General features: G+C 68.7%; 22 protein-coding genes, 1 tRNA gene, 2 pseudogenes and 1 CRISPR repeat array. Of the genes and pseudogenes, 10 read left to right on the forward strand and 15 right to left on the reverse strand.

The genetic code is table 11. From position 1 onward, the window contains the following. The first annotated feature begins 363 nt into the window (after positions 1–363). A CRISPR array of direct repeats spans positions 364–697; the repeat unit is 28 nt; unit sequence GGACCACCCCCGCTCGCGCGGGGAAGAC. A gap of 568 nt (positions 698–1,265) precedes the next feature. Further along, positions 1,266–1,703: an NUDIX domain-containing protein gene (locus tag C8E97_RS07720; protein WP_121002974.1), complete on the reverse strand. Its 438-nt coding sequence runs from the start codon at positions 1,701–1,703 to the stop codon at positions 1,266–1,268. Positions 1,704–2,343: 640 nt separating this feature from the next. Here C8E97_RS07720 and C8E97_RS07725 point away from each other — a divergent pair. Next, entirely contained in the window at positions 2,344–2,898 is a 555-nt protein-coding gene (locus tag C8E97_RS07725) for an NUDIX hydrolase (RefSeq protein WP_246018743.1), read from the forward strand. Here the strand turns inward: C8E97_RS07725 and C8E97_RS07730 are convergent. Together C8E97_RS07730 and C8E97_RS07735 are read right to left on the reverse strand one after the other, a co-directional pair. After that, on the reverse strand, positions 2,878–3,975 hold the full coding sequence (locus tag C8E97_RS07730; protein WP_246018744.1) for an NsdA family TPR-like regulatory protein: 1,098 nt from the start codon (positions 3,973–3,975) through the stop codon (positions 2,878–2,880). The genes C8E97_RS07725 and C8E97_RS07730 overlap by 21 nt on opposite strands. 230 nt (positions 3,976–4,205) lie before the next feature. After that, entirely contained in the window at positions 4,206–4,580 is a 375-nt protein-coding gene (locus tag C8E97_RS07735) for a helix-turn-helix domain-containing protein (RefSeq protein WP_121002976.1), read from the reverse strand. 151 nt (positions 4,581–4,731) lie between these two features. Here C8E97_RS07735 and C8E97_RS07740 point away from each other — a divergent pair, with 151 nt between their 5' ends. The 4 genes from C8E97_RS07740 to C8E97_RS07760 all read left to right on the forward strand — a co-directional run bounded on the left by C8E97_RS07740 (position 4,732) and on the right by C8E97_RS07760 (position 8,100). After that, entirely contained in the window at positions 4,732–5,016 is a 285-nt protein-coding gene (locus C8E97_RS07740; protein ID WP_121002978.1) for a helix-turn-helix domain-containing protein, read from the forward strand. Positions 5,017–5,141: 125 nt separating this feature from the next. Next, positions 5,142–5,354 (forward strand): WhiB family transcriptional regulator, encoded by a 213-nt coding sequence (locus C8E97_RS36680; RefSeq protein ID WP_342776200.1) that lies wholly within the window; start codon positions 5,142–5,144, stop codon positions 5,352–5,354. After that, positions 5,351–5,680: a hypothetical protein gene (locus C8E97_RS07750; RefSeq protein ID WP_121011043.1), complete on the forward strand. Its 330-nt coding sequence runs from the start codon at positions 5,351–5,353 to the stop codon at positions 5,678–5,680. Before C8E97_RS36680 ends, C8E97_RS07750 begins: the two co-directional genes overlap by 4 nt. Beyond that, entirely contained in the window at positions 5,677–8,100 is a 2,424-nt protein-coding gene (locus tag C8E97_RS07760) for a P-loop NTPase family protein (RefSeq protein ID WP_246018745.1), read from the forward strand. Before C8E97_RS07750 ends, C8E97_RS07760 begins: the two co-directional genes overlap by 4 nt. 192 nt (positions 8,101–8,292) lie before the next feature. Here the strand turns inward: C8E97_RS07760 and C8E97_RS07765 are convergent, their stop codons facing one another. The 3 genes from C8E97_RS07765 to C8E97_RS07775 are packed head-to-tail and all read right to left on the reverse strand — an operon-like array spanning position 8,293 to position 9,416. Then, complete coding sequence (locus C8E97_RS07765) at positions 8,293–8,523, reverse strand: helix-turn-helix domain-containing protein (protein WP_121011046.1); 231 nt, start codon at positions 8,521–8,523, stop codon at positions 8,293–8,295. 27 nt (positions 8,524–8,550) lie between these two features. Then, complete coding sequence (locus C8E97_RS07770) at positions 8,551–9,075, reverse strand: bifunctional DNA primase/polymerase (RefSeq protein ID WP_121002980.1); 525 nt, start codon at positions 9,073–9,075, stop codon at positions 8,551–8,553. Then, positions 9,072–9,416 carry a hypothetical protein gene (locus tag C8E97_RS07775; protein WP_246018746.1) on the reverse strand — a complete coding sequence of 115 codons (345 nt, stop codon included), beginning with the start codon at positions 9,414–9,416 and terminating at the stop codon, positions 9,072–9,074. The genes C8E97_RS07770 and C8E97_RS07775 overlap by 4 nt, the downstream gene beginning before the upstream one ends. 225 nt (positions 9,417–9,641) lie before the next feature. Here C8E97_RS07775 and C8E97_RS07780 point away from each other — a divergent pair, with 225 nt between their 5' ends. Then, positions 9,642–10,844 (forward strand): NsdA family TPR-like regulatory protein, encoded by a 1,203-nt coding sequence (locus C8E97_RS07780; protein WP_121002983.1) that lies wholly within the window; start codon positions 9,642–9,644, stop codon positions 10,842–10,844. 4 nt (positions 10,845–10,848) lie between these two features. On the opposite strand, the pseudogene C8E97_RS36770 reads toward C8E97_RS07780, so the two are convergent. The 4 genes and pseudogenes from C8E97_RS36770 to C8E97_RS07800 all read right to left on the reverse strand — a co-directional run. After that, positions 10,849–11,079, reverse strand: a pseudogene (locus C8E97_RS36770) (GntR family transcriptional regulator); the annotation flags it as partial. Between the two features lie 112 nt (positions 11,080–11,191). Then, complete coding sequence (locus C8E97_RS07790; RefSeq protein WP_121002987.1) at positions 11,192–11,515, reverse strand: hypothetical protein; 324 nt, start codon at positions 11,513–11,515, stop codon at positions 11,192–11,194. A gap of 108 nt (positions 11,516–11,623) precedes the next feature. Further along, a tRNA-Arg gene (locus C8E97_RS07795) sits at positions 11,624–11,696 on the reverse strand. Between the two features lie 125 nt (positions 11,697–11,821). Beyond that, positions 11,822–12,877 carry a LacI family DNA-binding transcriptional regulator gene (locus tag C8E97_RS07800; RefSeq protein ID WP_121002989.1) on the reverse strand — a complete coding sequence of 352 codons (1,056 nt, stop codon included), beginning with the start codon at positions 12,875–12,877 and terminating at the stop codon, positions 11,822–11,824. Between the two features lie 61 nt (positions 12,878–12,938). On the opposite strand from C8E97_RS07800, the gene C8E97_RS07805 reads away from it, so the two are divergent. Further along, positions 12,939–14,111 (forward strand): MFS transporter, encoded by a 1,173-nt coding sequence (locus tag C8E97_RS07805; protein WP_246018747.1) that lies wholly within the window; start codon positions 12,939–12,941, stop codon positions 14,109–14,111. On the opposite strand, the gene C8E97_RS07810 is transcribed toward C8E97_RS07805, so the two are convergent. Then, a complete protein-coding gene (locus tag C8E97_RS07810) occupies positions 14,077–14,643 on the reverse strand; it encodes a DUF3558 family protein (protein ID WP_170211687.1) in 567 nt (188 codons plus the stop codon). The genes C8E97_RS07805 and C8E97_RS07810 overlap by 35 nt on opposite strands. A 148-nt stretch (positions 14,644–14,791) precedes the next feature. On the opposite strand from C8E97_RS07810, the gene C8E97_RS07815 reads away from it, so the two are divergent. After that, positions 14,792–16,675: a bifunctional copper resistance protein CopD/cytochrome c oxidase assembly protein gene (locus C8E97_RS07815; protein ID WP_121011052.1), complete on the forward strand. Its 1,884-nt coding sequence runs from the start codon at positions 14,792–14,794 to the stop codon at positions 16,673–16,675. Between the two features lie 77 nt (positions 16,676–16,752). On the opposite strand, the gene C8E97_RS07820 is transcribed toward C8E97_RS07815, so the two are convergent. From C8E97_RS07820 to C8E97_RS07830, 3 genes are read right to left on the reverse strand one after another with little or no spacing between them, the layout of a single operon-like run. Continuing rightward, on the reverse strand, positions 16,753–17,565 hold the full coding sequence (locus tag C8E97_RS07820) for an ABC transporter permease (RefSeq protein ID WP_121002995.1): 813 nt from the start codon (positions 17,563–17,565) through the stop codon (positions 16,753–16,755). A 13-nt stretch (positions 17,566–17,578) separates the two neighbouring features. After that, the gene (locus C8E97_RS07825) at positions 17,579–18,508 is read right to left on the reverse strand and encodes an ATP-binding cassette domain-containing protein (RefSeq protein ID WP_211346942.1); all 930 of its coding nucleotides are present in this window, start codon (positions 18,506–18,508) and stop codon (positions 17,579–17,581) included. Next, on the reverse strand, positions 18,505–19,119 hold the full coding sequence (locus tag C8E97_RS07830; protein WP_121002997.1) for a TetR/AcrR family transcriptional regulator: 615 nt from the start codon (positions 19,117–19,119) through the stop codon (positions 18,505–18,507). The genes C8E97_RS07825 and C8E97_RS07830 overlap by 4 nt, the downstream gene beginning before the upstream one ends. Before the next feature lie 158 nt (positions 19,120–19,277). Between C8E97_RS07830 and C8E97_RS07835 the strand changes: the two genes are divergently transcribed. Then, positions 19,278–19,970 (forward strand): single-stranded DNA-binding protein, encoded by a 693-nt coding sequence (locus tag C8E97_RS07835; protein WP_121002999.1) that lies wholly within the window; start codon positions 19,278–19,280, stop codon positions 19,968–19,970. A 393-nt stretch (positions 19,971–20,363) separates the two neighbouring features. On the opposite strand, the pseudogene C8E97_RS36685 reads toward C8E97_RS07835, so the two are convergent. Further along, positions 20,364–20,471, reverse strand: a pseudogene (locus C8E97_RS36685) (RNA polymerase-binding protein RbpA); the annotation flags it as partial. A 516-nt stretch (positions 20,472–20,987) separates the two neighbouring features. Between C8E97_RS36685 and ettA the strand changes: the two are divergent. After that, positions 20,988–22,664, forward strand: coding sequence for an energy-dependent translational throttle protein EttA (ettA, locus tag C8E97_RS07840; protein WP_121003001.1), 1,677 nt, complete (start codon positions 20,988–20,990; stop codon positions 22,662–22,664). The last annotated feature ends 10 nt before the right edge of the window (positions 22,665–22,674 follow it).

Below are 22,674 nucleotides of genomic sequence, written 5' to 3' on the forward strand. Positions count from 1 at the left end.
ACACCTGTCATCGTCCGCTGTGATCGCAGGACACCGCTCCTCACCTGCGCTGATGGTCTCCGCTGGTTAAGTGTCGTTAAGCGTCCACAGCGGTCATCTGCCGTCGTTTCGCAGGGGTAAGGCATGGAGGCCATCTTGGTCCCTGTCCATGACCTGACAGATTGTTGGCGGAGGTCTTCATGATCTGCCGATCTCTGCCAGGGCCTACCGCCAGCAGCACTCTTAGCATTCGCGAATGACCACTGTGGATCGTCCTTCGCAGTCGCTTGTCATGGTTTTGTGGGGCAAAAGCAGAGAGTTGATCTTGTCCCGGCTCGCGTGGGTAAGACGTCGGGCAGGTAGGACAGCACGTTCTGGTCGCTGGAACCACCCCCGCTCGCGCGGGGAAGACACGGAGGATGCCGTGCCGATGAGCACCTTGGCCGGACCACCCCAGCTCGCGCGGGGAAGACGGCGCGGTGTCGGCGGCCGACCGCGGCGGCTGGGGACCACCCCCGCTCGCGCGGGGAAGACAGGTTACCGGGGCGTTAACTGTCGCACGCGTCGGGACCACCCCCGCTCGCGCGGGGAAGACGCGCGCGGACGACGATCCGTACGCCGCCTACCGCGGACCACCCCCGCTCGCGCGGGGAAGACCGGCGTCCAACTCGACAGGTCCTTGCCAGACGCGGACCACCCCCGCTCGCGCGGGGAAGACACTTCGTGACCTGGGACTATACCCACGCTTGCCCTGGTTTTCATTCGGTTCAGCCCAGTCTCGTAACGGGCCGTTGCCCGCTTCGGACACGCACCCGACGGCGCCCGGCAGACCACCGCTGATCTTCGTCATACGAGGGGCTTTGTGTCATCCCGTCGACCTGGCGCAGCCCTGTCACGCGAGCTGGGGGCCTGCGACATGCCCGATCGACCGGCGAGTGCGGTGCCAGGCTCGCAGGCCCCAGCTCGCGTGATAGCCCTTCGGGAGGTCGTCGGGATGACACGTTGCCCCGGTCCCCGCCGGGTCCGGAAGCAGCCGCGGACACCGGTCATCCTGTTGGCCTGCCGCGCGGCGAGCGCATCTTTTGATCTTTGAACCTGCGGCGGCTGCCGGGGCCGCGCGTGTCTCCGGCCGTCGGCGGGCGTGGGTGCCGGAGGCGGGCCCCGCGCCCTTGCCGAGCGGCCTCGGGCGGAGCGGCGCGAGCGGCCCCGGCAGGGGCCGCCTTGATGAAGAAAAGGAACTCTGAACACGAGCGCCGCGACGGTTCGCGGACGGGGCGAGCGATCGACTACGGAGTAGTGGATGCTGGAAGCTCGCCGTGTTCGAGGTAGACGGTCTGGCTGGACCGGTAGGCGTCGTAGGCGTGCCGGATGCGTCGGGCGAGCCTGGGGATGGCGTGGTCGGCAACGGCGTCGATCGGCACCCAAGCCCAGTGATCAAGCTCGGCGGGATCAAGGCGGATGTGTTGAGCGTCCTCGCCCAGCGGGCCGCAGTCGAAGATCCAAAGAATTTTGTCGCCTTCGGAGTCCCAGGGTGCCCAGTCGATCACCAGCGGCTTGACGACCTGGCGGTCGAGGCCAAGTTCTTCGGCGATCTCGCGCCTGCACGCTGCGGCTGGCGACTCGCCGCTGTCGACGTAGCCCCCTGGGAGATCCCATCGCTCGCCGTAGGTCTTGCGAACCATCAGGACACGGTCGCCGTCGACAAACAGAGCGCCAGCGGCCATGCGAGGCGTAGCGAACCTGTCTGCTGGGTTGCCCACGCCGAAGACCCTACGCGATCAACCCAGCTTCATCCGGTTGACGAGTCCCGTGAGCAACGAGTTAGGCGCGGTGTGCTGGGTTCGCATCCACGTGAGGACGAGCTGGCGGCTGACGAAGTGGTGCCGCACCTGCTCGGGCGCGATCTGCTCGCGTTCAGCACTACGGCGAGGGCGTCGTCCACCCGGTTCCGCTGGTTGTACGCGCGAGCGAGATCCAGCGCGTGGCGAACCTGGCGCTCGGCTGGGAGTCCAGAGGCGTCGAGCGTCGGGCCCACATGGGAACGATCATGATCGATGCCATGAGCCCCTGCCTCGCCTTGATCCTCCCCTGACGGGTGGAAGTTCGTTGGATTGCCTATCCGAAAGATCATTTCAGGTAGGTTTCGCTTGTATGTCTAACGCGGTGGAGCTGAAGTTGGCAGGACCGAGATGCCCATACTATTTTACTGACCTTTCTTTGTTGGGTTGACGGGTGTGAGGCCGGTGTGGGCGAGGAAGCCGGTGAGCAGGTGGAGGTGGCGTTGGACGTGGCGTAGTGCGCTGCGGACGGCGTGGTCGAGTTCGGTGCGTGGCGTTCGATGAGTCAGAATTGTAGTATCAAGACGTGACTGATTACCCCGAGGCCCTACGGTGGACGGTGCACGGCAAACGAGCCGTCTATGACAACGAGTGGATCAAGCTCGACCTAGTAGACGTCGAGCCTCCCGACGGTAATCGATTCGAACATCATGTGGTCAAGCTGCATGAAGTCGCTGTTGCACTCCTCCTGAACGATCATGAAGAGGTGCTAACGCTATGGCGGTATCGGTTCGCTGTTGACCAGTGGGGTTATGAATTGATTGGCGGACTCGTTGAAGAAGGTGAAAGTCCGGCCACTACCGCTGCGCGGGAAGCTGAAGAAGAGACCGGGTGGCGGCCGATTGGCGAGCCAGAACATATTGCAACGTTCCAGCCATTGCCCGGCATGGTGGATGCTCCGGTGAATGCCTACATCTGGCGGAAGGCCGAGAAGGTCGGTGAGTCTACCGACGCCGAAGAGGCCGCGCGGATCGAGTGGATTCCGATTGATCGGATGTTGGAACTCGTCAAGCGCGGCGAAGTGCTTGGCTCGGGTGCGATCGTGCCGCTGTTGTTCTACCTAGCTTCGCGCAATACCTGAGCCGCGCGCGTCAGGTAGCTCCAAGTTCGCGAGACGCTGCCGTTGGCGGTCGGAGCCGATTTGAGCCGCGAGGCGACGGGCCTTGCGGGCGTACTCGACGGCCATCCTGCTATCGCCGGCGGCAGCGTAAGCAAAGGCTAGGTCAACGAACATTCCGGTCTGCCCGCGGATTGCCGAGGCCGGCGTTGACTCCAGCTTCTGGGCTGCTGCTTCCAGCTCGTTGATCGCGTCATGGTCGCCTAACCTTAGAAGAGCGCTGCCACGCCACCGAGTCAGATGTCCGTCGTTGAGAAGCAGGAACGGCATTTCGGGGTCCAGCGGGTCGTTGGGCATCGGCGTATGAGCATCATCGAACGCACGAAGCGCCTCATCGTGCCTACCGACGGCAGCGAGACCTTCGCCGTATGCCGCTGTGAGCCAGGTGCGGAGTAGCGCGGGGGCCCGATTGCCGACCACCTGGCGTGCGTATTCCAGTAGTTCGACGGCTGCGGCGGATTCGCCCATGTCCAGGAGGATCACGGCTTGCTGCGCTGTGGCGTGCGCCAGCAGGTTGGGAGAATCTGCTTCTCGGGCCGAGACCTTGGCATCCTCATGGTATTGCCATGCCTGCAATTGCGATCCGCGGTCCAGTGCTGTCCAGCCTGCCAACGTCCGCGCGTCGGTGAGCGTGGCCGCCAACCGCTTTCGATGCTCTGTACTGACGCTGAACTTTTGAATGCCCTCAATCTGACTGACCAGCTTGTTCAGTTGGTCGAGTATTACCAGGGCGCCGAACCTCTTGTCCGAACCGCGTACGGCGTTCACTTGGCTTTGGAACAGGTCGAGGGTTTCACGGTCGATGCTACGTGCAAGTGTCAGCCGGTCGCGAAGTTCTTGTGCGGATTCGTTCAACGGCTCGGGAGGGAAGCCGAGTTCTTCGTTGGTGCGGCCGTAGAACTCTCGGAAGAGGCGTTGATAGCCCGTGTCGGTCACTTCCACGTGGCCGTTCTCCCAGCGTGACAGCATGACGAGCAACGCTGACTCACTGGCTACCGGTATGCCGAGGGCCTTGCCTCGCTCAAGGAGGTAGCGCACCACCTGCCCCTGCGTGCGGCCTGCTTCCCTGCGGATGCCCTGTAGTCGGGTGGCCGGCTGACCACCACGCCCCGATCGCGCCACGCTCTCCCCGTCCCCTGAGGCCGTGACCTGCGGACTTAACAACACCTAACAGGTGGTGCGTTAGTCCCTGGCAATTATCTCGTCCCCCTGTCTCGCGGTCTGCTGTTGCCATGACAGCGATGCAGGCGCCGCCGAATAGCTACCGCGAACTAGTCCTTTCTTCGCGGCTCGTCGTCAAGTCGATTGGTGAGCGTTCCGAGCTGGGCACGCAGTCCGCGGATCTCCCGGATGATGGTGTTCAACAGCGGGATCACCGGGTTGTCGACCGGTGCCGAGGCGGGATCTGCCTCCGGTGGGCTCTGACCCTTGAGAACCGCCGTCAGGTGCTGCGGGTGCCAGTCGAGCGCGATCGACAGCGCTTCCAAGGTTCGCGGGTTGCGGCGACGTTCGATTCGACCTTGCTGGATCTCGCGCACGATCGCGAGCGAGACGCCCGACTTCTCGGCGAGTTCCCGCTGCTTCAAAGCCAGTTCGGCCGCGCGGGCGTTCACTGCCTCCGCGACTGCCGACCAATTCTCGTTCACGTACGCCTCCGTGCTCCGCCCTTAGCGCCGACGTTAGCGCGCGGCTCAGGTCAAAACTGGAGCTTTCGCTGACACCAGCGCTTAGACGGTGATAATCAACGCCTATGTCAGCGCTCCGGACGGTGAAATCAGTCTTTCGGAGGCATGGCGAATGAGTACGACAACTGGCGTGGGCGCTGGTTCGCCCACCTTCTACACGGTGCGTGAGGCCGCGCGCCTCATGCGCATCGCACCCTCCACGTTGTACCGGGCGATCAGGGAAGACGCCTTTCCGGCGGTCTGCGTCCGGACTCGATATGTCGTCCCCGCGCAGGCCGTCGAGGAGATGGTGCGGCGGACGGTGGACTCCGGTGGTGTGGTCGACGTCGCCGGTATGGCCGCTGAGCGGAGGACTGCGCGCGAGGTGGCGCGAGTGACCGGGGGTGCCCGGTGGTGAAGCCGAAGGAGTACTACGAGGCGATCGCCGCGGATCTTGACCAGCTCGCGGCAGTGCCGGACGAGGTGTTGTCGGACATCGTCGCGCGGGACGGTCGGTGTTTGTAGCCGGCGGCGGCCGACGAGGTGCCCGAGTGGGACGACCAGGACCTGAGCGATCAGGAGCTGGCGGCGCGCCTGTGCGCGGAGTGCGAGGTTCGGCGTGCGTGCTTGGAACTGGACCTGCGCACGGTCGGTGCTGACGCGTTCGGGGTGTGGGGTGGTCTGTCCGACGAGGACCGGCGTGCCCTGCACCCGGTGTGGCGGGCGCGGCGCAACGGGAGGGGTGGGCAGTCATGACGATCAACTTGACGGTCACCCAAGTCCTCGCGGGCCTGGGCGTGCTGCTGGCCCTGGTGACGGTATGGCGGGCCGGCTCACGTAAGGCGAAGGCTGCGGCGAACACAGCGCGTGTCGGTGCCCGGTTGCTGTCGCTCACGGGCCGGGTAGTCGTGACCGCTGGCGCGATCGTGGGTGTTCAGTGGTTGGTGATCACGCACGGTCGGGACTCCACGCTGCTGTGGGCGGTGCTGGGTCTGCCCGCGCTGTTCTCCGCGTACACGCTCACCAAGGCGCTGACGGTGACCGCCGTGGACGGCCCTCGTCGTCGGGGTGACCGGCGGTGAGCACCGTGAAGGGTGTGGGAAGGGTGGTCGCCTTCGGGCGGCCACCCGCCGCGCCGGACGAGAGCACAGCGGCGAGGCTCGCGAGGGAGGCCGCTGGGGCGGCCGAGCTGCGAGCGCACCAGGCGCGGCCCGACGTGGTCGCGTGGCGAGTCGAACGCGTGCGGGCGCAGGTGGACCGGCTGTGTTGGGTTGGGATCGTGCTCGGGCTGGGGTTCACGATGACCAACGTCCAGCACTTCGCGGCGGGTACGGCGTCGGCCTGGTCGCTGCCGTGGTGGGCCGCGTGGTTGCTGGACCCGACCGTGTCGTTGGTGCTGCTGGCGATCCTGCGCGCGGAGCAGGTGACGGCTCGCTACCAGGTGCGGACAGGGCCTTGGGTGCGTCGGGCGAAGTGGTTCACCTTGGCGGCCACGTACGTGATGAACACCTGGGCGTCGTACACGGCCGGGTCGCTGTCCGGAATCGTGCTGCACTCCGTGCCTCCGCTGGTGGTGTTCGTGGCTGCGGAGGCGGTCACGGATCTACGCGACAAGTTGACGGAAGCGGTGTCGGCAGCGTTCACGGAAGCGGCTCAGCCTTCGACAACCGTTGCGGCCACGTCAACGGCTGGCGTTCGTGAACGAGGGTCTGCGGAGTCCGCCAAGCGCACGGCGTCAGGTGGACGGACGTCGTTCGGTGACATCCGGGCGTTGACGTTGTTCCGCTGGAAGGTCACTGGTGCCGTTGGTGGTGGTGTCGCTGTGGCGGTCGCGGTGCTCGACCTCCTGCACGGGCACCGGGTGTTGTGGATTGGTGGTGGTGTCGTGGCGGTCGGGTTGGCTGTCCTGGGTCGTAAGGACGGCTCGCCGGGTCGTAAGGCGGTGTTGTCCGGTCCGCGCACGTTGACGTGGACGATGGACAGTCGGGCGCTCGTGGACGCGTTCCGGGACGCGAAGCTCATCGGCAAGGACGAGACGCTACGACTCGTGGAACGCGCCACCAGGCAGGGCGACGGCTGGGCCGTCACGGTCGACCTGCCTGCTACGCGCAAGGCGGCCGACGTGGTGAAGAACCGTGAGGCGTTGGCGTCCGCGCTGGCGGTGGACGAGGTCCAGCTCGTCGCCGAACGCGTGCGCGGCAACGGTGGCCATGCCGGGCGCGTGGCGCTGTGGGTGGCGGACAAGGACCCTTACAGCGGTGCTCCGCAGCGGACGCCGATGCTCGATGTTCAACGGTGGGATGCGTGGCAGCCGGTGCCGTTCGGGAAGGATGCGCGGCAGCGGAGGGTGGACCTGCCGTTGGTGTGGACGTCGTTGCTCGTGGGCGCGATCCCGAGGCAGGGCAAGACGTTTGCGACACGACTGGCGGCGGCCGGGTTGATCCTCGACCCGCACACGCGGCTCTACGTGGCCGACTTCAAGGCAGGCAAGGACTGGTATGTGGCGGGACTGGTAGCCCACCGGTTCTTGTCCGGCGACGAACCGGGTGACGTGCTCACCCTCGTGGACTGGCTCGTGGAACTCGTCCGTGAAGTCCAAGGCCGCTACCGCAGGATGCAGGAGCTTGACGACGAGGTGTGCCCCGAATCGAAGATCACGCCTGCCATGTCCCGCGATCCGCACCTGAACATGCCGGTTACCTCGATCATCATCGATGAGGTGCAGGTGCCGTTGGAGGATCGGACACCGCTGGAGGTGCAGGAGAAGAAGCTCACCGCCGGTGAGTACGTGGGTGAGCTGTTGACGTGGCTCGCCCGTAAGGGACCGGCCGCGGGCATTGTGCTCGTGCTGGCGACGCAGCGTCCGGACAGCAAGACCATCCCCAGCAACCTCCGCGCGGTGATGGGCTCGCGGTTCGCGCTGCGGGTGATGGACTGGCGGGACAGCAACATCGTCCTGGGTGAACAGATGAACACGCGAGGCTACGACAGCAGTCGCCTCCTGGCCTCGCACAAGGGCGTCGGAATCCTCCGTCCGGACGGAGGGACTACCGGCGGTGCCGACGTGCTTGCCATCACGGTCCGCACCTTCTACATGCCCAACGAGGACTGGCGCACCATCTGTCGACGCGGCCGGGTGCTCCGGGAAGCGGAAGGGACGCTCAGCGGACACGCGGCGGGTGAGGACACCGGATTGGCACCCGACCGGATGGTGTTCGCCATCGGCACCGTGACCGGACATGCAGAGGAAGAGGAACTGCCCGAACCACTCGCGTCCGTTGTGGACTACCTCGGAGACGATCTCGGGGAGCGGGACTTCGTACCCACCGCCGAACTCGTCGCGGCGCTGGACGTGGAGCCGACGGCGTTCGGCTTGCAGATGGGCGAACTGGGGTGCAGGCCCAAGCGTGACCGGATCACCACCCACGACGGTGTGCGTCAGGTGCGCGGCTACCTCACCGCCGAGATCCGGGAGGCGATCACCCGACACAGCACGTCGTAACGTCGGGACGGCCGCAGACCCGTCCCGGCAGGCCGAACCTGTCCCAGCGGGTGTGACACCCTCGAAACCAGCTCCCACCAGCCCTAACAGCCCACTGTGACGGGTGGGACAGGGGAGGGCAACCCGTCCCGAACCTCCGAAAACGGCTGTGGGCGCGCCCCTGGAGAGGAGCGCGCCCACAGCCGATGCCCGTCACAGGGGCTTGGAGACGACCTCGAACAGATCACCGAAGTCCATCGGCTTGAGCACCATCAACGCACCACCGATGAACGCGGGTCCGGGACGCTGCTCCCCGTTCAACACCCGGTGCACCGTCGACCGCTCGACCCTCATCGCCTGTGCCAGCGCGTAGACCGACGGGAACCCCGCGAGCAGCGCGGCCCGGTTGAAAGCCTGCGTACGCAGCCTGACAGTCCACGACATCGTCACCCCTCCTCCAGGCGGATCGAGCTACTTCAACAGCAACGCCAACTGCTCTCCGGCCATCAACGACTCGCACTCGGTCATCGGCCACAACCACCGCACCGGGCGACCCTCGACCACCGCAGAGGGCATCGGGATGGTCGCGCTCACCGGAGCGACACTCTCGCCCGCGAGCCCCCGCGAGGAGGAGAGCAGGAACATCGCCTCCTCCTCCCGGTCCCACGTGGCGACCAGCACTGCCGGCGTCGGATTCGCACGGAACGCCTCCGACCCGACCACCCGCCTGGCGCGGTCCGCCTCGACCACCACCGCCACCAGGTTCGGCTGGGTCACCACCAACACCGAACGCTCCAACCGACTCGCCAGCACCGGCCACCACCGCCGAACCAAGTCCTCGTCCGTGGTCGCCATGTCCGGAGGGCACAGCGACAACGCATCACGCTCATGACCCAGCACCGGGTCCACGTAAGCGCCGTCAAGCCACGAGGCACCCGGTATCACCGGCCACCCACGCTCGGCACACTCCAACGCGAACAGGAAACCGCCGCTCATCCCGCCGACTCCCGGTCCACCGCGCCCGTCTTGTCCACCCACACCACCCGTGCTCTGACACCCGGCGACTCGAACATCCGCAACGCGCCCTCCGGGGACTGGGCACCCATCCGGAACGTGCCCTCGACCGACACCACCTCCGCCCGCTCCGGGAACGCCAAGCCCCAAGCACCCACCCGCGCGTCCTCGCGTTCGCCGTACTCCTGCACCACCGCGAACACCCGAGGCGCGTTGTCGTTGACCATCGCCCAGATCAAGGCACCGAACTCGCCCTCCGGGAACGAGGGGGACGCATCGGTCTCCTGGGCCTCCTCCGAATCATCCAGCAGTACCGCGGTCATGATCATGGTTCCTTCCGTCGTTGTCCGACTCGGAGCCACCTGTGAGTGTGCGGAGGTGCATGAGCAGCACCTCTTCGGACTCGATCCATCCCCGGTCGACAACTGCCGGTCCCTCAACCAAGGCCATCACCATCCTGGATGCCTCTTGCGCCGAAGTCAGCTTGTCAGTCGATCTCCGGTAGGTGAATGACCTGGTGGTTGCCCACTTCAGACCTGCTATGCCCTATGCTGATCAGCGCTGGCATCATGAAGTGTAGAGGCCAGCCGATGAGGCCGAACCACGAGCGACCACGGACGCTGTTCGGGGAGCTGCTGAAGCAACGCGGGCAAACCGCGGAGGACTTCAGCGAGGAGGCGACGCGGTACGCGTGGGAGCGTGGCATCAACGCCACGCTCAGCCCGCGACACGTGCACAGAGTCGCTACCGGTCGCCGGGCGGACGACCGGCCTCTGGGACCGGTTCGACCGGGTACCCGGAAGCTCCTCGAAGAGATGCTGAGCATTCCGCTTGAACAACTGCTGACACCTGTGTCCGCCGACGTTCCCGCACCGGAGGAATGGTCCTGCGAGGCGTTGGAACTCAAGGCGCGGATCGCGTCCGGACGTGCTGTCGACCAGCAGACCGTGTCACTGCTTCAGCAGAAGCTCGATCTCACGCGGGTGATCGACCGACGCCTTGGAGCCTCCACGTTGCTCGGGGAGGTTCGTGCTCAGATCAACCAGATGTGGCGACTACTGGGAGATGTTCTCGACCACCGGACGCGCGTCGGCTTGGCACGAGTGCTGGCGGACGCCTCTACGCTCGCCGGCTGGCAGTCACTCGACCAAGGCTTCATCCGTGAGGCGTGGGAGCACTACGACCAAGCACGCAGTGCCGCACGTGTCGCGGAATCCCGCGCCCTTGAGGCGTATGCGTGTGCCGGACAAGCCGTAGTCCTGCTCGATATCAGTGATACCGTATCCGCGGTCGAACTAACTGAGTACGCTTGTAGAATCTCGGAGGGAGAAGCCCCCGAGCTGCTTGAGGCGTGGCTATTGGCTGGTCACGGCGAGGCGCTCGCCGCAAACGGCGACCAGGCAGCCAGTGCGCAGGCTTTCGACGACGCGTCCCGCTCGATGCCCACGGATTCCGAAGGTGAAGCCGCGTCATTCCTCGTGTTCGATCGAACCCATCTCACGCGATGGCGAGGTAGCGCGCTCGCACGACTCGGTGATGTGGAAGCAATCGACGTGCTTTCCGACGTGCTCGATCGCCTCGACCCGACCTTCGCACGAGCGGAAACCGCACTTCGGGTCGACCTCGTGCAGGTCTTCACCGCGCAAGGTGAACACAGGGAAGCGTCGACACACGCCGAGCGAGCGAGGTTCCTCGCGGCACAAGTCGGGTCGAAGCGGCAGCTACGACGGCTTGCGGCGTTGACCGGCTGAGGTCCTACCGCACAGGGGGTGGGCGGTTGATCGCGACAACGTCACTGGCCTGTGGGTGCTTGGCATCGGGACCGACAACAACGGCGCGCTTGCCGCGACTGGCGGTCACCAGACCACACGCCTTCAGTTCCGCTACGGCGCGGTTCCCAGTGCCGGCGGAGACGCCGTAGCGCCTGCGGATCTCGGCGACGGTCGGCAGCGTGTCCCCTGGGCGGAGGATGCCGCAGGCGATCGCCCTCGGAAGTCGGAGGCGATCCGGTGGTACGGGCCGGTGATCCTGGGCTCCAGCGTGGTCACCGGGCTGCCCGTAACGTCCAAGGCGAGGGGTGCGGCCGGCATCCTGCCGGTCAGTCCGACAGCGCTCGACACTTGTGGCGTCGGCACTTGTCGGTGCACTCGTGTTCGCCGGCCTTGCGGTGCTCGATGAAGTCGCCCTTGCCTCCGCAGCGCTGGGAGCACTGCTTCAGGATCGCGTCAAAGGAGTCGAAGGTCTCCCCGGTGAGACGCTTGCCGATCTGCAAGTGGCCCAACACGGGCCGGGTGTGGAGCCGGATGTTCCGGCGGTACCCGATGGCGGTGGTCCGCTCGACTCCGTGATCAAGGGTCTCCTCGTACCTGTCGAGGAGCATGTTCATCGTGGCCTTCGTGCGTGGCGCACGCTGCTCGTCCACCTGGTTGAGCAGCTTGGTCCGGACCTGCTGGCTCCACGCGAGCCCTCAAAGATCGACTCTCCAGCTCCCCCTGACCGATCCTTGCAGGTCAGGGGGCTTTCGATCCAGCGCCCCCGGCAGGATTCGAACCTGCGACCTCGGGATTAGAAGTCCCTCGCTCTCTCCACTGAGCTACGGAGGCTGGAGGGGCTGTCGACCACGCGCTGTAGCAACGTAGCCGCCCCACCGGACACATCGTCCGGAAGACGTGGACCGTTTCGTCCAGGCGCCGGAAGGGTGATCAAGAAGCCCTAAAAGTGAGGTGGATCACGCTGGAGGCGCTGTCGAGTCGCGCTCGACGAGACGAACGGCCAGTCTAGTCGGTTCCCCCGGTCTGCCTCCGTCGAGCAGCCGCAGCGCCAACTCGCCCGCCCGTCGCCCTTTTTCGGCCAAGGGCTGACGCACCGTAGTCAACGGGGGATCGGCGTGGGCCGCCGCCGGCACGTCGTCGAACCCCACCACCGACAAGTCGGCGGGCACCCGCAAGCCCAGGTCGCGCGCCGCGCGCAGCGCCCCGAACGCCAGCTCGTCGGAAGCGCACAGCAGCGCCGTGGGTCGCGGTGCCAGGGCGAGCAGGGCCCTGGCGCCCGTGCGGCCCAGTTCACGGCTGCTGCCCGCGCACTCCCAGACCGGCGCGTCGCGGCCGACGACGTCGAGGTACCCGGCCAGGCGGTCGCGGGTCACGCGGAACGCACCGCCCGCCAGGCGCGCCGGCGGCACGAGACCCGTCCAGCCGTCCGGGAGCAGGCTGAACGTCAGCACACCGATCCGCGTGTGGCCCAGCGCGCGCAGGTGGGACGCCGCCAACCGCGCACCGCCCGCGTCGTCCACCTCGACCCGCGCGGTGCCGGGCAGCACGGGCTGGTCGATGACCACCATCGGCAGCCCGCGCGCCCGCACGGCGTTCAGCGCGGGCGCCCGGTCGGGCAGCGAGTACGCCACGACGACGTCCGCCTGCGCCCTGGCCACGGTCTCCGGGCGCGGGCCGCCGTCGACGCCACCGGGCATCAGCACGAGGCAGTGGTCGTGCCCGTCGACGGTCGACGCCAGGCCGTCGAGCACGATCGACGCCGCCGGGTCGGAGAAGGCGGCCGACAGCCCCTGGCCGAGCATGAAGCCGACGGCCGCGCTGTGCCGGGTCGCGAGGCTGCGCGCGACCGGGTCCGGGCCGCCGTAGCCGAGGGTCGCCGCCGTTTCCAGGATGCGTTCGCGCAGGGCAGCCGATAGCTGGTCCGGGCGGTTGTAGGCGTTGGAGACCGTGGCGCGCGACACACCCACCGCACTGGCGACGGTGTCGAGGGTGGGCTTGCGCGGTCGGTCCACGTGACGAGATTAACCAGGGATCCGGATGGCGGTACTGAAGCGCTTCAGTCACACTCGGGCCATGCGCCTCGCCGTGTTCGCAGTGTTCCTGTTCAACGGCGCCCTGTACTTGTCGTGGGCGGCACGCTTGCCGACGCTCGCCGCACAGGTGGGCGCGACCGAGGCGACGCTGGGGCTGGCGCTGCTCGGCGCGAGCGTCGGCCTCGCGCTCACCGCACCGTTCGCCGCGCGCCTGTGCGCGTCGGTCGGCGCGCGGAAGCTGGTCGTGCTCGGCGCGTCGGTCACGGTGCTGGCCGTGCCCGCCCTCTCGTTCGCCGGCTCGCCGCTGCACTTGGGCCTGAACCTGTTCGTCCTCGGCTCCTGCGGCGCGACCCTGGACGTCGGCATGAACGTCGCCGCCGTCGCCGTCACCCGTGCCCTGGACCGGCCCCTGATGCCGCAGTTCCACGCCGGGTTCAGCATCGGCACGCTCACGGGCTCCCTCGGCGCGGCCGGCGCGGCGGCGGCCGGCTGGGACCTGCGCACCCACCTCGTGGCGGTCTCCGCCCTCGGCGCGGTCGCGATGGCGGTCGCGATCCGCCACGTGCCCGGCGAGACCGGCGACCGGGCCGGCGCCGACGGCCGGTCCGCGGTGCGCCGTCCGCTGCTGTGGCTGCTGGCCGGCATCACGGTGTGCGCCGCGGTCGCCGAGGGCGCGACGGCCGACTGGTCGGCGCTGTTCTTCGTCGAGGAGCGGCACCTGAGCGAAGCCGCCGCCGCGATGCCTTACGCGGGCTTCTCCATCGCGATGGCCCTGGCGCGGCTGGTCGGCGAACCCGTGCAGCGCAGGCTGGGCCCGTACCGCCTGCTCGGCGCGGGCGCGGTGGTGGCCGCCGCCGGTCTCGCGCTGGCCGTGCTGGTGGCCGCGCCCGTCGCGGGCTTCACCGGGTTCGCGCTGGCGGGCGTGGGCCTGGCGTTCTGCTTCCCGGTGGTCATGGACCTCGCGGGCGACGCGGGCCGGCGCGCCGACGGCACCGGCGGCGAACGGGAGATCGGCCTGGTGACGACCCTCGCCTACACGGGCTTCCTGGTCGGTCCCCCGATGGTCGGCGGCCTCGCGCACGCCAGTTCGCTGACCGTCTCGCTGGGCGTCATCGCGGTCGTCATCGCGCTGATCGTCCCGACGGCCTGGTGGGCGCGCCGAGCCCGCGCCCGCGAGCTCACGCCGGCGGGAGCCGGTTCATCGCGGCCTTGATCATCGGCTGCATGGTCGCGAGCATCTGCTCGGACTTGCCGCCGTTCAACGTCATCGCGACCAGGATGCTCCGGTTCGGGTTCACGGCCGTAGTGGTGGTGCACACCATCGCGGTGCCGTCGAGGTCGCACGAGACCCACGAGGAGTGGCCCTCCACGACCGTCTCGTGCCCCTTCGGCTGGCGCTGCCGCACGTGCTCGTACTTCTGGTACAGCGCGGTCACGACGCTCGCGCCGTCGAACACGAACTGGCACGACTCCTGGATCACGTCGTCCTTGCGGCTCGGCTCGCGGGTCAGCGCGCCCACCGGCTTGAGGTCGTCGGCGCTGAGCAGCTTGCACGGGTCGACGCCCGCGACGGAGCGCTGCTTGGCGATCTTCGGCGCGCCGCCGCCCGAAGCGGTGGTGGAGGCGGCGGTGGTCGGCGGGGTGAAACCGGACTCGGGCAACGCGTCGCCGTTGATGGTGTAGCTGCACCCGCTGAGGGTGAGTGCGGTCACGGCCACCACGAGCCACGTGCGAGAGCTGGTCACGTCCAGCAACGGTAGTCGGTGTGATCGACGTTCGTTCGGCGGTTGGTGGTGGTGAGGTGGGGCGGCCTACGCTCGACCCGTGCCCATCGACGCGCCCTCCCGAACCCAGCGCACCGGCCTGGTCCCCCTGCTGGTCGTCGGCACGGCCATGGCCGCGGTGCTCGCGGCCGTCCTGGCCAGTGCGACCGGCGGCGACGCCTCGGGGCTGATCGTCGTGCGCGTGCTGACCGAGTCCGCCGCCGTGGTGACCATCGGCTCGCTGCTGCTGGCCGCGTTCCTGGTGCCGCCGCAGGAGAACGGCACGCTCGCCGCGGACGGCTACGCGGCACTGCGCACCGCCGCCTGGGGCGCTCTGGTGTGGACGCTGGGCGCGGTGGCGGCCGTGCCGTTCACCGCCGCCGACGCGCTCGGCCAGCCGGTCACCGCCCTGCTGGACCCGTCGGTGCTGTTCCCGCTGGTCGGCTTCCTGGAGCAGGCCAAGGCGTGGATGATCACGGCGGTGATCGTGGCGCTGCTGGCGCTGGGCTGCCGGCTGGTGCTGTCCTGGGGCTGGACCGCGGCGCTGTTCTTCCTGTCCGTGTTCGCCCTGGTGCCGGTGGCGGTGACCGGGCACTCGTCCGGCGGCGGCTCGCACGACCTGGCGACGAACAGCCTGCTGTACCACCTGGTCGGGGCGGCGCTGTGGGTCGGCGGGCTGATCGCGCTGCTCGCGCACGGCCGCCGGCGCGGCGCGCACCTGGACGTGGCGACGACGCGGTTCTCCCGGCTCGCGCTGGTGTGCTGGATCGTGATGGCCGTCTCGGGCGTGCTCAACGCGTGGGTGCGGCTGCCGGTCAGCCAGCTGTTCTCCAGCGAGTACGGGCTGCTCGTGGTCGGCAAGACGGTCGCGCTGGTCGCGCTGGGCGTGTTCGGGTACTTCCAGCGGCAGAAGGGCGTCCGCGAGGTCGTGGAGGCCGGCACGGGGCGCGCGCTGCTCAAGCTCGCGGGCGTCGAGGTGCTGCTGATGTTCCTGACCATCGGGCTGGCCGCCGCGCTGAGCCGCACACCGCCGCCGCCGGAGGGCCGGGTGTTCCCGAGCACGGTCGAGCTGCGCATCGGCTACGACCTGTTCGGCGCGCCCACGCTGACGCGGTTGCTGTTCGACTGGCGGTTCGACCTGGTCTTCGGCACGGCCGCGATCGCGCTGGCCGTGGTGTACCTGCTGGGCGTGCGGCGGCTGCGGCGGAGGGGCGACGCGTGGCCGGTGGGTCGGACGATCGCGTGGGTTGCCGGCTGCCTGACCGTGCTGCTCGCCACGTCGTCCGGCCTGGGGCGGTACGCGCCGGCGATGTTCAGCATCCACATGGAGAGCCACATGCTGCTCTCCATGCTCGCGCCGATCCTGCTCGTGCTCGGCGGTCCGGTGACGCTGGCGCTGCGGGCACTGCCCACCGCGGGCAAGGGGAACCCGCCGGGCGCGCGCGAGTGGATCGTGGCGTTCGTGCACTCGCCGGTGGCCCGAGTGCTGACGAACCCGTTCGTGGCGCTGGCGTTGTTCGTCGGGTCGTTCTACGGGCTGTACTTCTCCGGCCTGTTCGACGCGGCGCTGGACTACCACTGGGCGCACCTGGCGATGAACGCGCACTTCATCCTGGTCGGGTACGTGTTCTACTGGCCGGTGATCGGCATCGATCCCGCGCCGAACCGGCTGCCGCCGCTGGGACGGTTGGGGTTGCTGTTCGCGTCCATCCCGTTCCACGCGTTCTTCGGCATCGTGCTGATGAGTTCGCAGACCGTGATCGGGGAGAACTTCTACCGCGGGCTGGCGCTGCCGTGGGTCACGTCACAGCTGGAGGACCAGCGGCTGGGCGGCGGCATCGCGTGGGCGGCGGGTGAGATCCCGCTGGTCGTGGTGATGGTGGCGCTGCTCGTGCAGTGGGCGCGGTCCGACGACCGCGACGCGCGGCGGTCCGACCGGAAGGCGGACGCCGACGGGGACGCGGACCTGGCCGCCTACAACGCGATGCTGCGCAAGCTGTCCGAACGGGAGTAGCGGCGCGCGTTCGAAAGGCCGAGGTCCGGGCGCTCGGATCTCGCGGATTCGAGCGCCCGGACCGGAGCGGTCGGTCCCTAGAGCGGACGGCGGAAGCCGCGCACCGCGAACGCCCAGCCGACGGCCGCGAGCGCCGCGCTCGTCACCAGCGCGCCCACCACGCCGGTCACCGGGAGCGCCAGGGCCAGCGCGCGGGCCGCGTCGACGGCGTGGGTCAGCGGGTTGACGTTCGCGACGGCCTGGAGCCAGCCCGGCAGGCCGGACACCGGCACGTAGGCGCTGGACGCGAACATCAGCGGGAACATCGCCAGGAAGCCGACCGTCTGCATCAGCTCGGCGTTGCGCAGCCAGGCGGCGATGGCGAGGAAGACCCAGCTCAGCCCCCAGCCGACGGCCAGCGCCAGGGCCAGCGCGGCGGCGATCCCGGTGATGCCGCCCGCCGGCGTGAAGCCGAAGATCGTGACGGCGAACAGCAGCATCAGCACCAGTTGCGCGGCGGTGCGGGCGAGGTCGGACAGGCTGCGCGCGACCAGCACCGAGCCGAGTTGGATGGGCAGCGAGCGGAACCGGGCCAGGACGCCGTTCTTCATGTCCGTGACGAGGCCGACGCCCGCCTGGAGCGCGGCCTGCATCGCGGTGTTCACCAGGATCGCGGGCATCAGGTAGTCGATGTACGAGACGCCTCGCGGGAAGCCCGGCGTGTCGGCGATGCTGGCGAAGATCTGGCTGAACAGCGTGAGCATGATCAGCGGCTGGAGGACGCTGAACACGACCATCCGCGGGTCGCGGACCAGGGTGCGCAGCGACCGCTGCGTCAGGACGAGCACCTGGGTGGCGAAGTCCGTGCCGCGCCAGCGGGTCGGCGGCGCGGTGGTGAGGGTGGCGGTCATCCGGGTGTTCCTTTCAGGCCGCGTGTGCCGCGAGGGTCAGGTAGACGTCGTCGAGGGTCGGTTCGCCCAGCGCCAGCTCGGTGGCCTCCAGTCCGACCTCGTCCAGGGCGCGGACGACGACGGCGAGTTCGCGGGACGACGACACGGGCGCGGTCACGGTGTTCGCCGACGCCACGGGCTGCATCCCGGCGCGCTCCAGGGCCTCCCGCGCGCGGGGCGCGTCGGCGGCGTCGTCCAGGGTGACCGTCACGGAGCGCTGGCCCACCTGGGCCTTCAGCTCCGCGCTCGTGCCGGAGGCGACCACCTTGCCCCGCGCGAGCACGGTGATCGAGTCGGCCAACCGGTCGGCCTCGTCGAGGTACTGGGTGGTCAGCAGGACCGTGGTGCCGTCGGTGACCAGGCCCTCGACGATCTCCCAGAGCCCGAGCCTGCTCGCCGGGTCCAGCCCCGTGGTCGGTTCGTCCAGGAAGATCACCTCGGGGTGGCCGACGAGGCTCGCCGCCAGGTCCAGCCGGCGGCGCATGCCGCCCGAGTAGGTGCGGGAGGGCCGTTTCGCGGCGTCGGCGAGGTCGAACAGCTCCAGCAGCTCGGCGCCGCGCGTGCGGGCCTCGCGGGGGCTCGCGCCCAGCAGGCGGGCGATGAGGACCAGGTTGTCCAGCCCCGACAGACCTTCGTCGACGGCGGCGAACTGCCCGGTCAGGCCGATCCGCCTGCGCACCTGGTGCGCCTCGCGGACGACGTCGTGGCCCGCGACGCGGGCGGTGCCCTTGTCCGGCGGGAGCATCGTGGTGAGCACGTTGACCAACGTGGTCTTGCCCGCGCCGTTGTGGCCGAGGAGGCCGAGCACCGTGCCCTTGGGCACGGCGATGTCGACCCCGTCCAGGGCTTGTTGCGCGCCGAACGCCTTGCCGACGTCCGACGCCTCGATCATCAGGTCGTTCACTGGTCTCCCCTCAGAACCCCGTGCAGGTACAGCTCGACGAGCTGGTTCGTCTCGGCCGTGGAGTCGCCGAACCCGTCGCCGTGCATCCGGTTGGTGAACACGAGCCCGAGCAGCAGCCGGGCGGCCAGCTGCGGGTCGACGCGCAGCCGGTCGGCGTCGGGGCCGAACAGCTCGGCGATGCGCTCGGTGATGCGCTGCATCTCGACGGGCGGTCGCTTGTGCTCGCCGTCCGCGTGGTGCGGGTGGTAACCGGAGTCGCGGAGGACGCCGACCAGCTTCCAGGTCCGGTCCATGTAGCCGGAGACGGCGCTGATGGCCCAGGAGAGGCGGTCGGCGAGCGCGTCCACCTGCCCGGCCTCCGCGATCAGGTCGAGTTCGGCCTCGACGTCGAGGACGGATCGGACGCACGTGGCGATCAGTTCCTGCTTGTCCTTGAACGCCCGGAAGACGGTGCCCTCCGCGATGCCGGCGGCGTTGGCGATCTGGCTGGTCGTCACGTTCGCGCCGTGCTGGAACAGCAGGGGGACGGTTGCGGCGACGATCGCCTCGCGGCGGTCCTCGGGACTCATCGCGGGAGCGCGCTTCCGACGCGGGGTCGTGTCTCCGGGCATGGCGACGAGCGTATGAGTGAGTTCTCACTCATGTCAAGGAGTGAGAACTCACTCATTAGTTGTCCACAGCCCGATCAGCTGTCCACAGATCCCGGATCGACCCTGTCCTCCCAGCTCCCGGCCCTGCAACCTGGAAGCCCGAACCCCAGGAGGAACCCATGGCCTACAACGAAACCCGCATCACGCTCACCGGCATCGTGGCGAGCCAGGTCACCTGCACCACGGTCGGCACGGGCGATGTCCGCGCGAAGTTCCGCCTGCTCAGCACCGAACGCCGGTTCGACCCGGAGCGGCAGGCGTGGGTGAGCGGCGCGCACATGTTCCTGTCGGTCACGTGCTGGCGGTCGCTCGCCGAGAACGTGCACCTGTCGCTGAGCAAGAACGACCCCGTCGTCGTGCACGGCAAGATGACGATCAAGGAACTGCCCGACGGCGACAGCACCCGTCAGTTCGTCGACATCGACGCGCACGCCGTCGGTCCGAACCTCGCCACGTGCACGGCGGCCGTCACGCGGGTGCGCAGGGACGGGGATGCGCCCGCCACCGCGCCGCGCGGTGAACCGAGGGTGCAGGTCGGGGGTGAGCCGCCGGGGTTGTCCGCCAAGCCGACCGCCCGTGCCCCGGCTGGGGCCGATGGCGCTGCCGGTGCGGGTACCGGTGGCGCGGCAGGCGGCGGTTCCGACGTCGCACCCGACGGCGCTGGTGATGCCGTTGCCTCCGGGCCGCCGACCCGTCGTCGGCGATCGGGCGTCGTCGCGCCGCGCAAGGAGGGCGAGGTGACCACGCTCTTCGGCGGGGTGGGCGAGTCGGCGGTCGGGGAGGGGGAGGAGGTGGTCAAGATCCCGTTCTGAGCGGGCGCGGTGGTCGAGCGCGCCGCCCGCCGCGAGCAGGCCGGCCGGAGCCGTCCGCACGCGCGGAGCCCCGTACTCGTCGGCGTCCGGGTCCGGCGACCGGCGGCGTGGCGGTGTGCTGTCGGAGTCGATCCCGAGGGGCACGGTGACGGTGTTCACGCTGGTCAACGGTGTGATTGCTGAGCCGCCGGCGAAGTCCACAGCGTGCGGCCCGCCGGCACCCCGATGTCGAGCACCGACCGCGCCGCCGCGTGGTCCCGCACGCACACCACGACCAGGGAACTCGTCACGGCGGCCGTGTCCGCGACGGCTAGGGCACGGCCCTCGGACCGAGTCCGGAAACGGACCCCGAGCTGGTCGTGCCCGGCACGTCCGAGCTGGAATGGCCACGCCCTTGGGGCAGGCGTACCGCGCCGACCGGCGCGAGGCGAGGTCGTGATCGAGGTCGGTCCCGTAGCTGACTGCTCCGAGCCGGCTACCCCGTGGAACGCGGCCGGCCATGACGGTGTCCGGGTTCGGTGTCGGTGGGCAGGCCGGCTGTGGCGTGGCCCCTGGTCGCGCTCCGGCAGGGCTGTCACACGGTCGTGTGCCCCTGTCAGTCGGTCGCCGCGTTCTCTAAGCGATTGGAGTAGTCGTCACATTCGTGCCCGGTGACGCTGAGCAGCCGAAGGAGGCAACCGAAGTTCTGTCCTGAGCCGTTCGGGGTACGCGTGTGGGAAACCGGTTCCCTCGCGGGCGCGGCACGGACAATGCGCGTCGAGGGTCGCCATCACGAGCATCGGGGAAGGAGGCCGTAGGAAGGCGCCGAGGCGGTTCCCGCGCCGGCACGAGGGCTTGACACCGCAACGAGTTCACGCATCCGGCAGGACCCGCTGGTCACAGCGTCGCCCGCGAGTGGGCCCGGCACCGTGTGACAGCTGTGGGTGACCCACGATCGCGTTAACTCCGCGTTGAGCCCGAGCCCGTTGCCGGCGTCCGAGGTACTTGCCCGATCGGCACCGCTCTACGATCGCGGGCATGGCCGAGTTCATCTACACCATGAAGAAGGTGCGCAAGGCGCACGGGGACAAGGTCATCCTCGATGACGTCACGATCATGTTCTACCCCGGTGCGAAGATCGGCGTGGTCGGCCCGAACGGCGCCGGCAAGTCGAGCGTGCTGAAGATCATGGCCGGCCTGGACACACCGGGCAACGGCGAGGCTTACCTCTCGCCGGGCTACACGGTGGGCATCCTCCAGCAGGAGCCGCCGCTCAACGAGGAGAAGACCGTCCTGGGCAACGTTCAGGAGGGACTCGGCGAGATCAAGGTGAAGCTGGACCGCTTCAACGAGATCGCCGAGAAGATGGCCGTCGACTACTCCGACGAGCTGATGGAGGAGATGGGGCAGCTCCAGGAGGAGCTGGACCACGCGAACGCGTGGGACCTCGACTCCCAGCTGGAGCAGGCGATGGACGCCCTGCGCTGCCCGCCGCCCGACGCCGACGTGAAGGTGCTGTCCGGTGGCGAGCGCCGCCGGGTCGCGCTGTGCAAGCTGCTGTTGAGCAAGCCCGACCTGCTGCTGCTCGACGAGCCGACCAACCACCTGGACGCGGAGAGCGTCCTGTGGCTCGAGCAGCACCTCGCCCAGTACGCCGGCGCCGTGCTGGCGGTCACCCACGACCGGTACTTCCTGGACAACCTGTCCCAGTGGATCCTGGAGCTGGACCGCGGTCGGGCCCACGCCTACGAGGGCAACTACTCCAGCTACCTGGAGAAGAAGGCCGAGCGGCTGGCCGTCCAGGGCAAGAAGGACCAGAAGCTCCAGAAGCGGCTGAAGGACGAGCTGGAGTGGGTGCGGTCGGGCGCCAAGGCGCGCCAGGCCAAGTCCAAGGCGCGTCTCGGCCGCTACGAGGAGATGGCCGCCGAGGCGGAGAAGACCCGCAAGCTCGACTTCGAGGAGATCCAGATCCCGCCGGGCCCGCGCCTGGGCAACGTCGTGGTCGAGGTGGACGACCTCAAGAAGGGGTTCGGCGACCGGGTGCTGATCGACGGCCTGTCGTTCAGCCTGCCGCGCAACGGCATCGTCGGCGTGATCGGCCCGAACGGCGTCGGCAAGACGACGCTGTTCAAGACGATCGTGGGGCTGGAGCAGCCCGACGGCGGCACCGTGAAGGTCGGCGAGACGGTCAAGCTGTCCTACGTCGACCAGAACCGCGGCGGCATCGACCCGAAGAAGAACGTGTGGGAGGTCGTCTCCGACGGTCTCGACTACATCCACGTCGGCAACGTCGAGATGCCGTCGCGGGCGTACGTCAGCGCGTTCGGCTTCAAGGGCCCGGACCAGCAGAAGCCCGCCGGCGTGCTGTCCGGCGGTGAGCGGAACCGGCTCAACCTCGCGCTCACCCTCAAGCAGGGCGGCAACCTGATCCTGCTCGACGAGCCGACGAACGACCTGGACGTGGAGACCCTGGGTTCGCTGGAGAACGCGCTGGAGCAGTTCCCCGGCTGCGCCGTGGTCATCTCGCACGACCGGTGGTTCCTCGACCGCGTCGCCACCCACATCCTCGCGTGGGAGGGCACGGACGAGAACCCGTCGCAGTGGTACTGGTTCGAGGGCAACTTCGAGGGCTACGAGAAGAACAAGGTGGAGCGTCTGGGCGCGGAGGCCGCGAGGCCGCACCGGGTCACCTACCGCAAGCTCACACGAGACTGATCAGGATCGG

The sequence above is a fragment of the Saccharothrix australiensis genome (genome assembly GCF_003634935.1).
Classification (GTDB): domain Bacteria; phylum Actinomycetota; class Actinomycetes; order Mycobacteriales; family Pseudonocardiaceae; genus Actinosynnema; species Actinosynnema australiense.

What these genes read in the sequence shown, in the direction of transcription:
- C8E97_RS07765 (WP_121011046.1), bottom strand. Translation starts at nt 8,523, where the DNA reads ATGTCGTGGACTGTCAGGCTGCGTACGCAGGCTTTCAACCGGGCCGCG.
- C8E97_RS07820 (WP_121002995.1), bottom strand. Translation starts at nt 17,565, where the DNA reads ATGACCGCCACCCTCACCACCGCGCCGCCGACCCGCTGGCGCGGCACG.
- C8E97_RS07805 (WP_246018747.1), top strand. Translation starts at nt 12,939, where the DNA reads ATGCGCCTCGCCGTGTTCGCAGTGTTCCTGTTCAACGGCGCCCTGTAC.
- C8E97_RS07750 (WP_121011043.1), top strand. Translation starts at nt 5,351, where the DNA reads ATGACGATCAACTTGACGGTCACCCAAGTCCTCGCGGGCCTGGGCGTG.
- C8E97_RS07835 (WP_121002999.1), top strand. Translation starts at nt 19,278, where the DNA reads ATGGCCTACAACGAAACCCGCATCACGCTCACCGGCATCGTGGCGAGC.
- C8E97_RS07775 (WP_246018746.1), bottom strand. Translation starts at nt 9,416, where the DNA reads ATGACCGCGGTACTGCTGGATGATTCGGAGGAGGCCCAGGAGACCGAT.
- C8E97_RS07770 (WP_121002980.1), bottom strand. Translation starts at nt 9,075, where the DNA reads ATGAGCGGCGGTTTCCTGTTCGCGTTGGAGTGTGCCGAGCGTGGGTGG.
- C8E97_RS07780 (WP_121002983.1), top strand. Translation starts at nt 9,642, where the DNA reads ATGCTGATCAGCGCTGGCATCATGAAGTGTAGAGGCCAGCCGATGAGG.
- C8E97_RS07815 (WP_121011052.1), top strand. Translation starts at nt 14,792, where the DNA reads ATGGCCGCGGTGCTCGCGGCCGTCCTGGCCAGTGCGACCGGCGGCGAC.
- C8E97_RS07720 (WP_121002974.1), bottom strand. Translation starts at nt 1,703, where the DNA reads ATGGCCGCTGGCGCTCTGTTTGTCGACGGCGACCGTGTCCTGATGGTT.
- ettA (WP_121003001.1), top strand. Translation starts at nt 20,988, where the DNA reads ATGGCCGAGTTCATCTACACCATGAAGAAGGTGCGCAAGGCGCACGGG.
- C8E97_RS07740 (WP_121002978.1), top strand. Translation starts at nt 4,732, where the DNA reads ATGAGTACGACAACTGGCGTGGGCGCTGGTTCGCCCACCTTCTACACG.
- C8E97_RS07830 (WP_121002997.1), bottom strand. Translation starts at nt 19,119, where the DNA reads ATGCCCGGAGACACGACCCCGCGTCGGAAGCGCGCTCCCGCGATGAGT.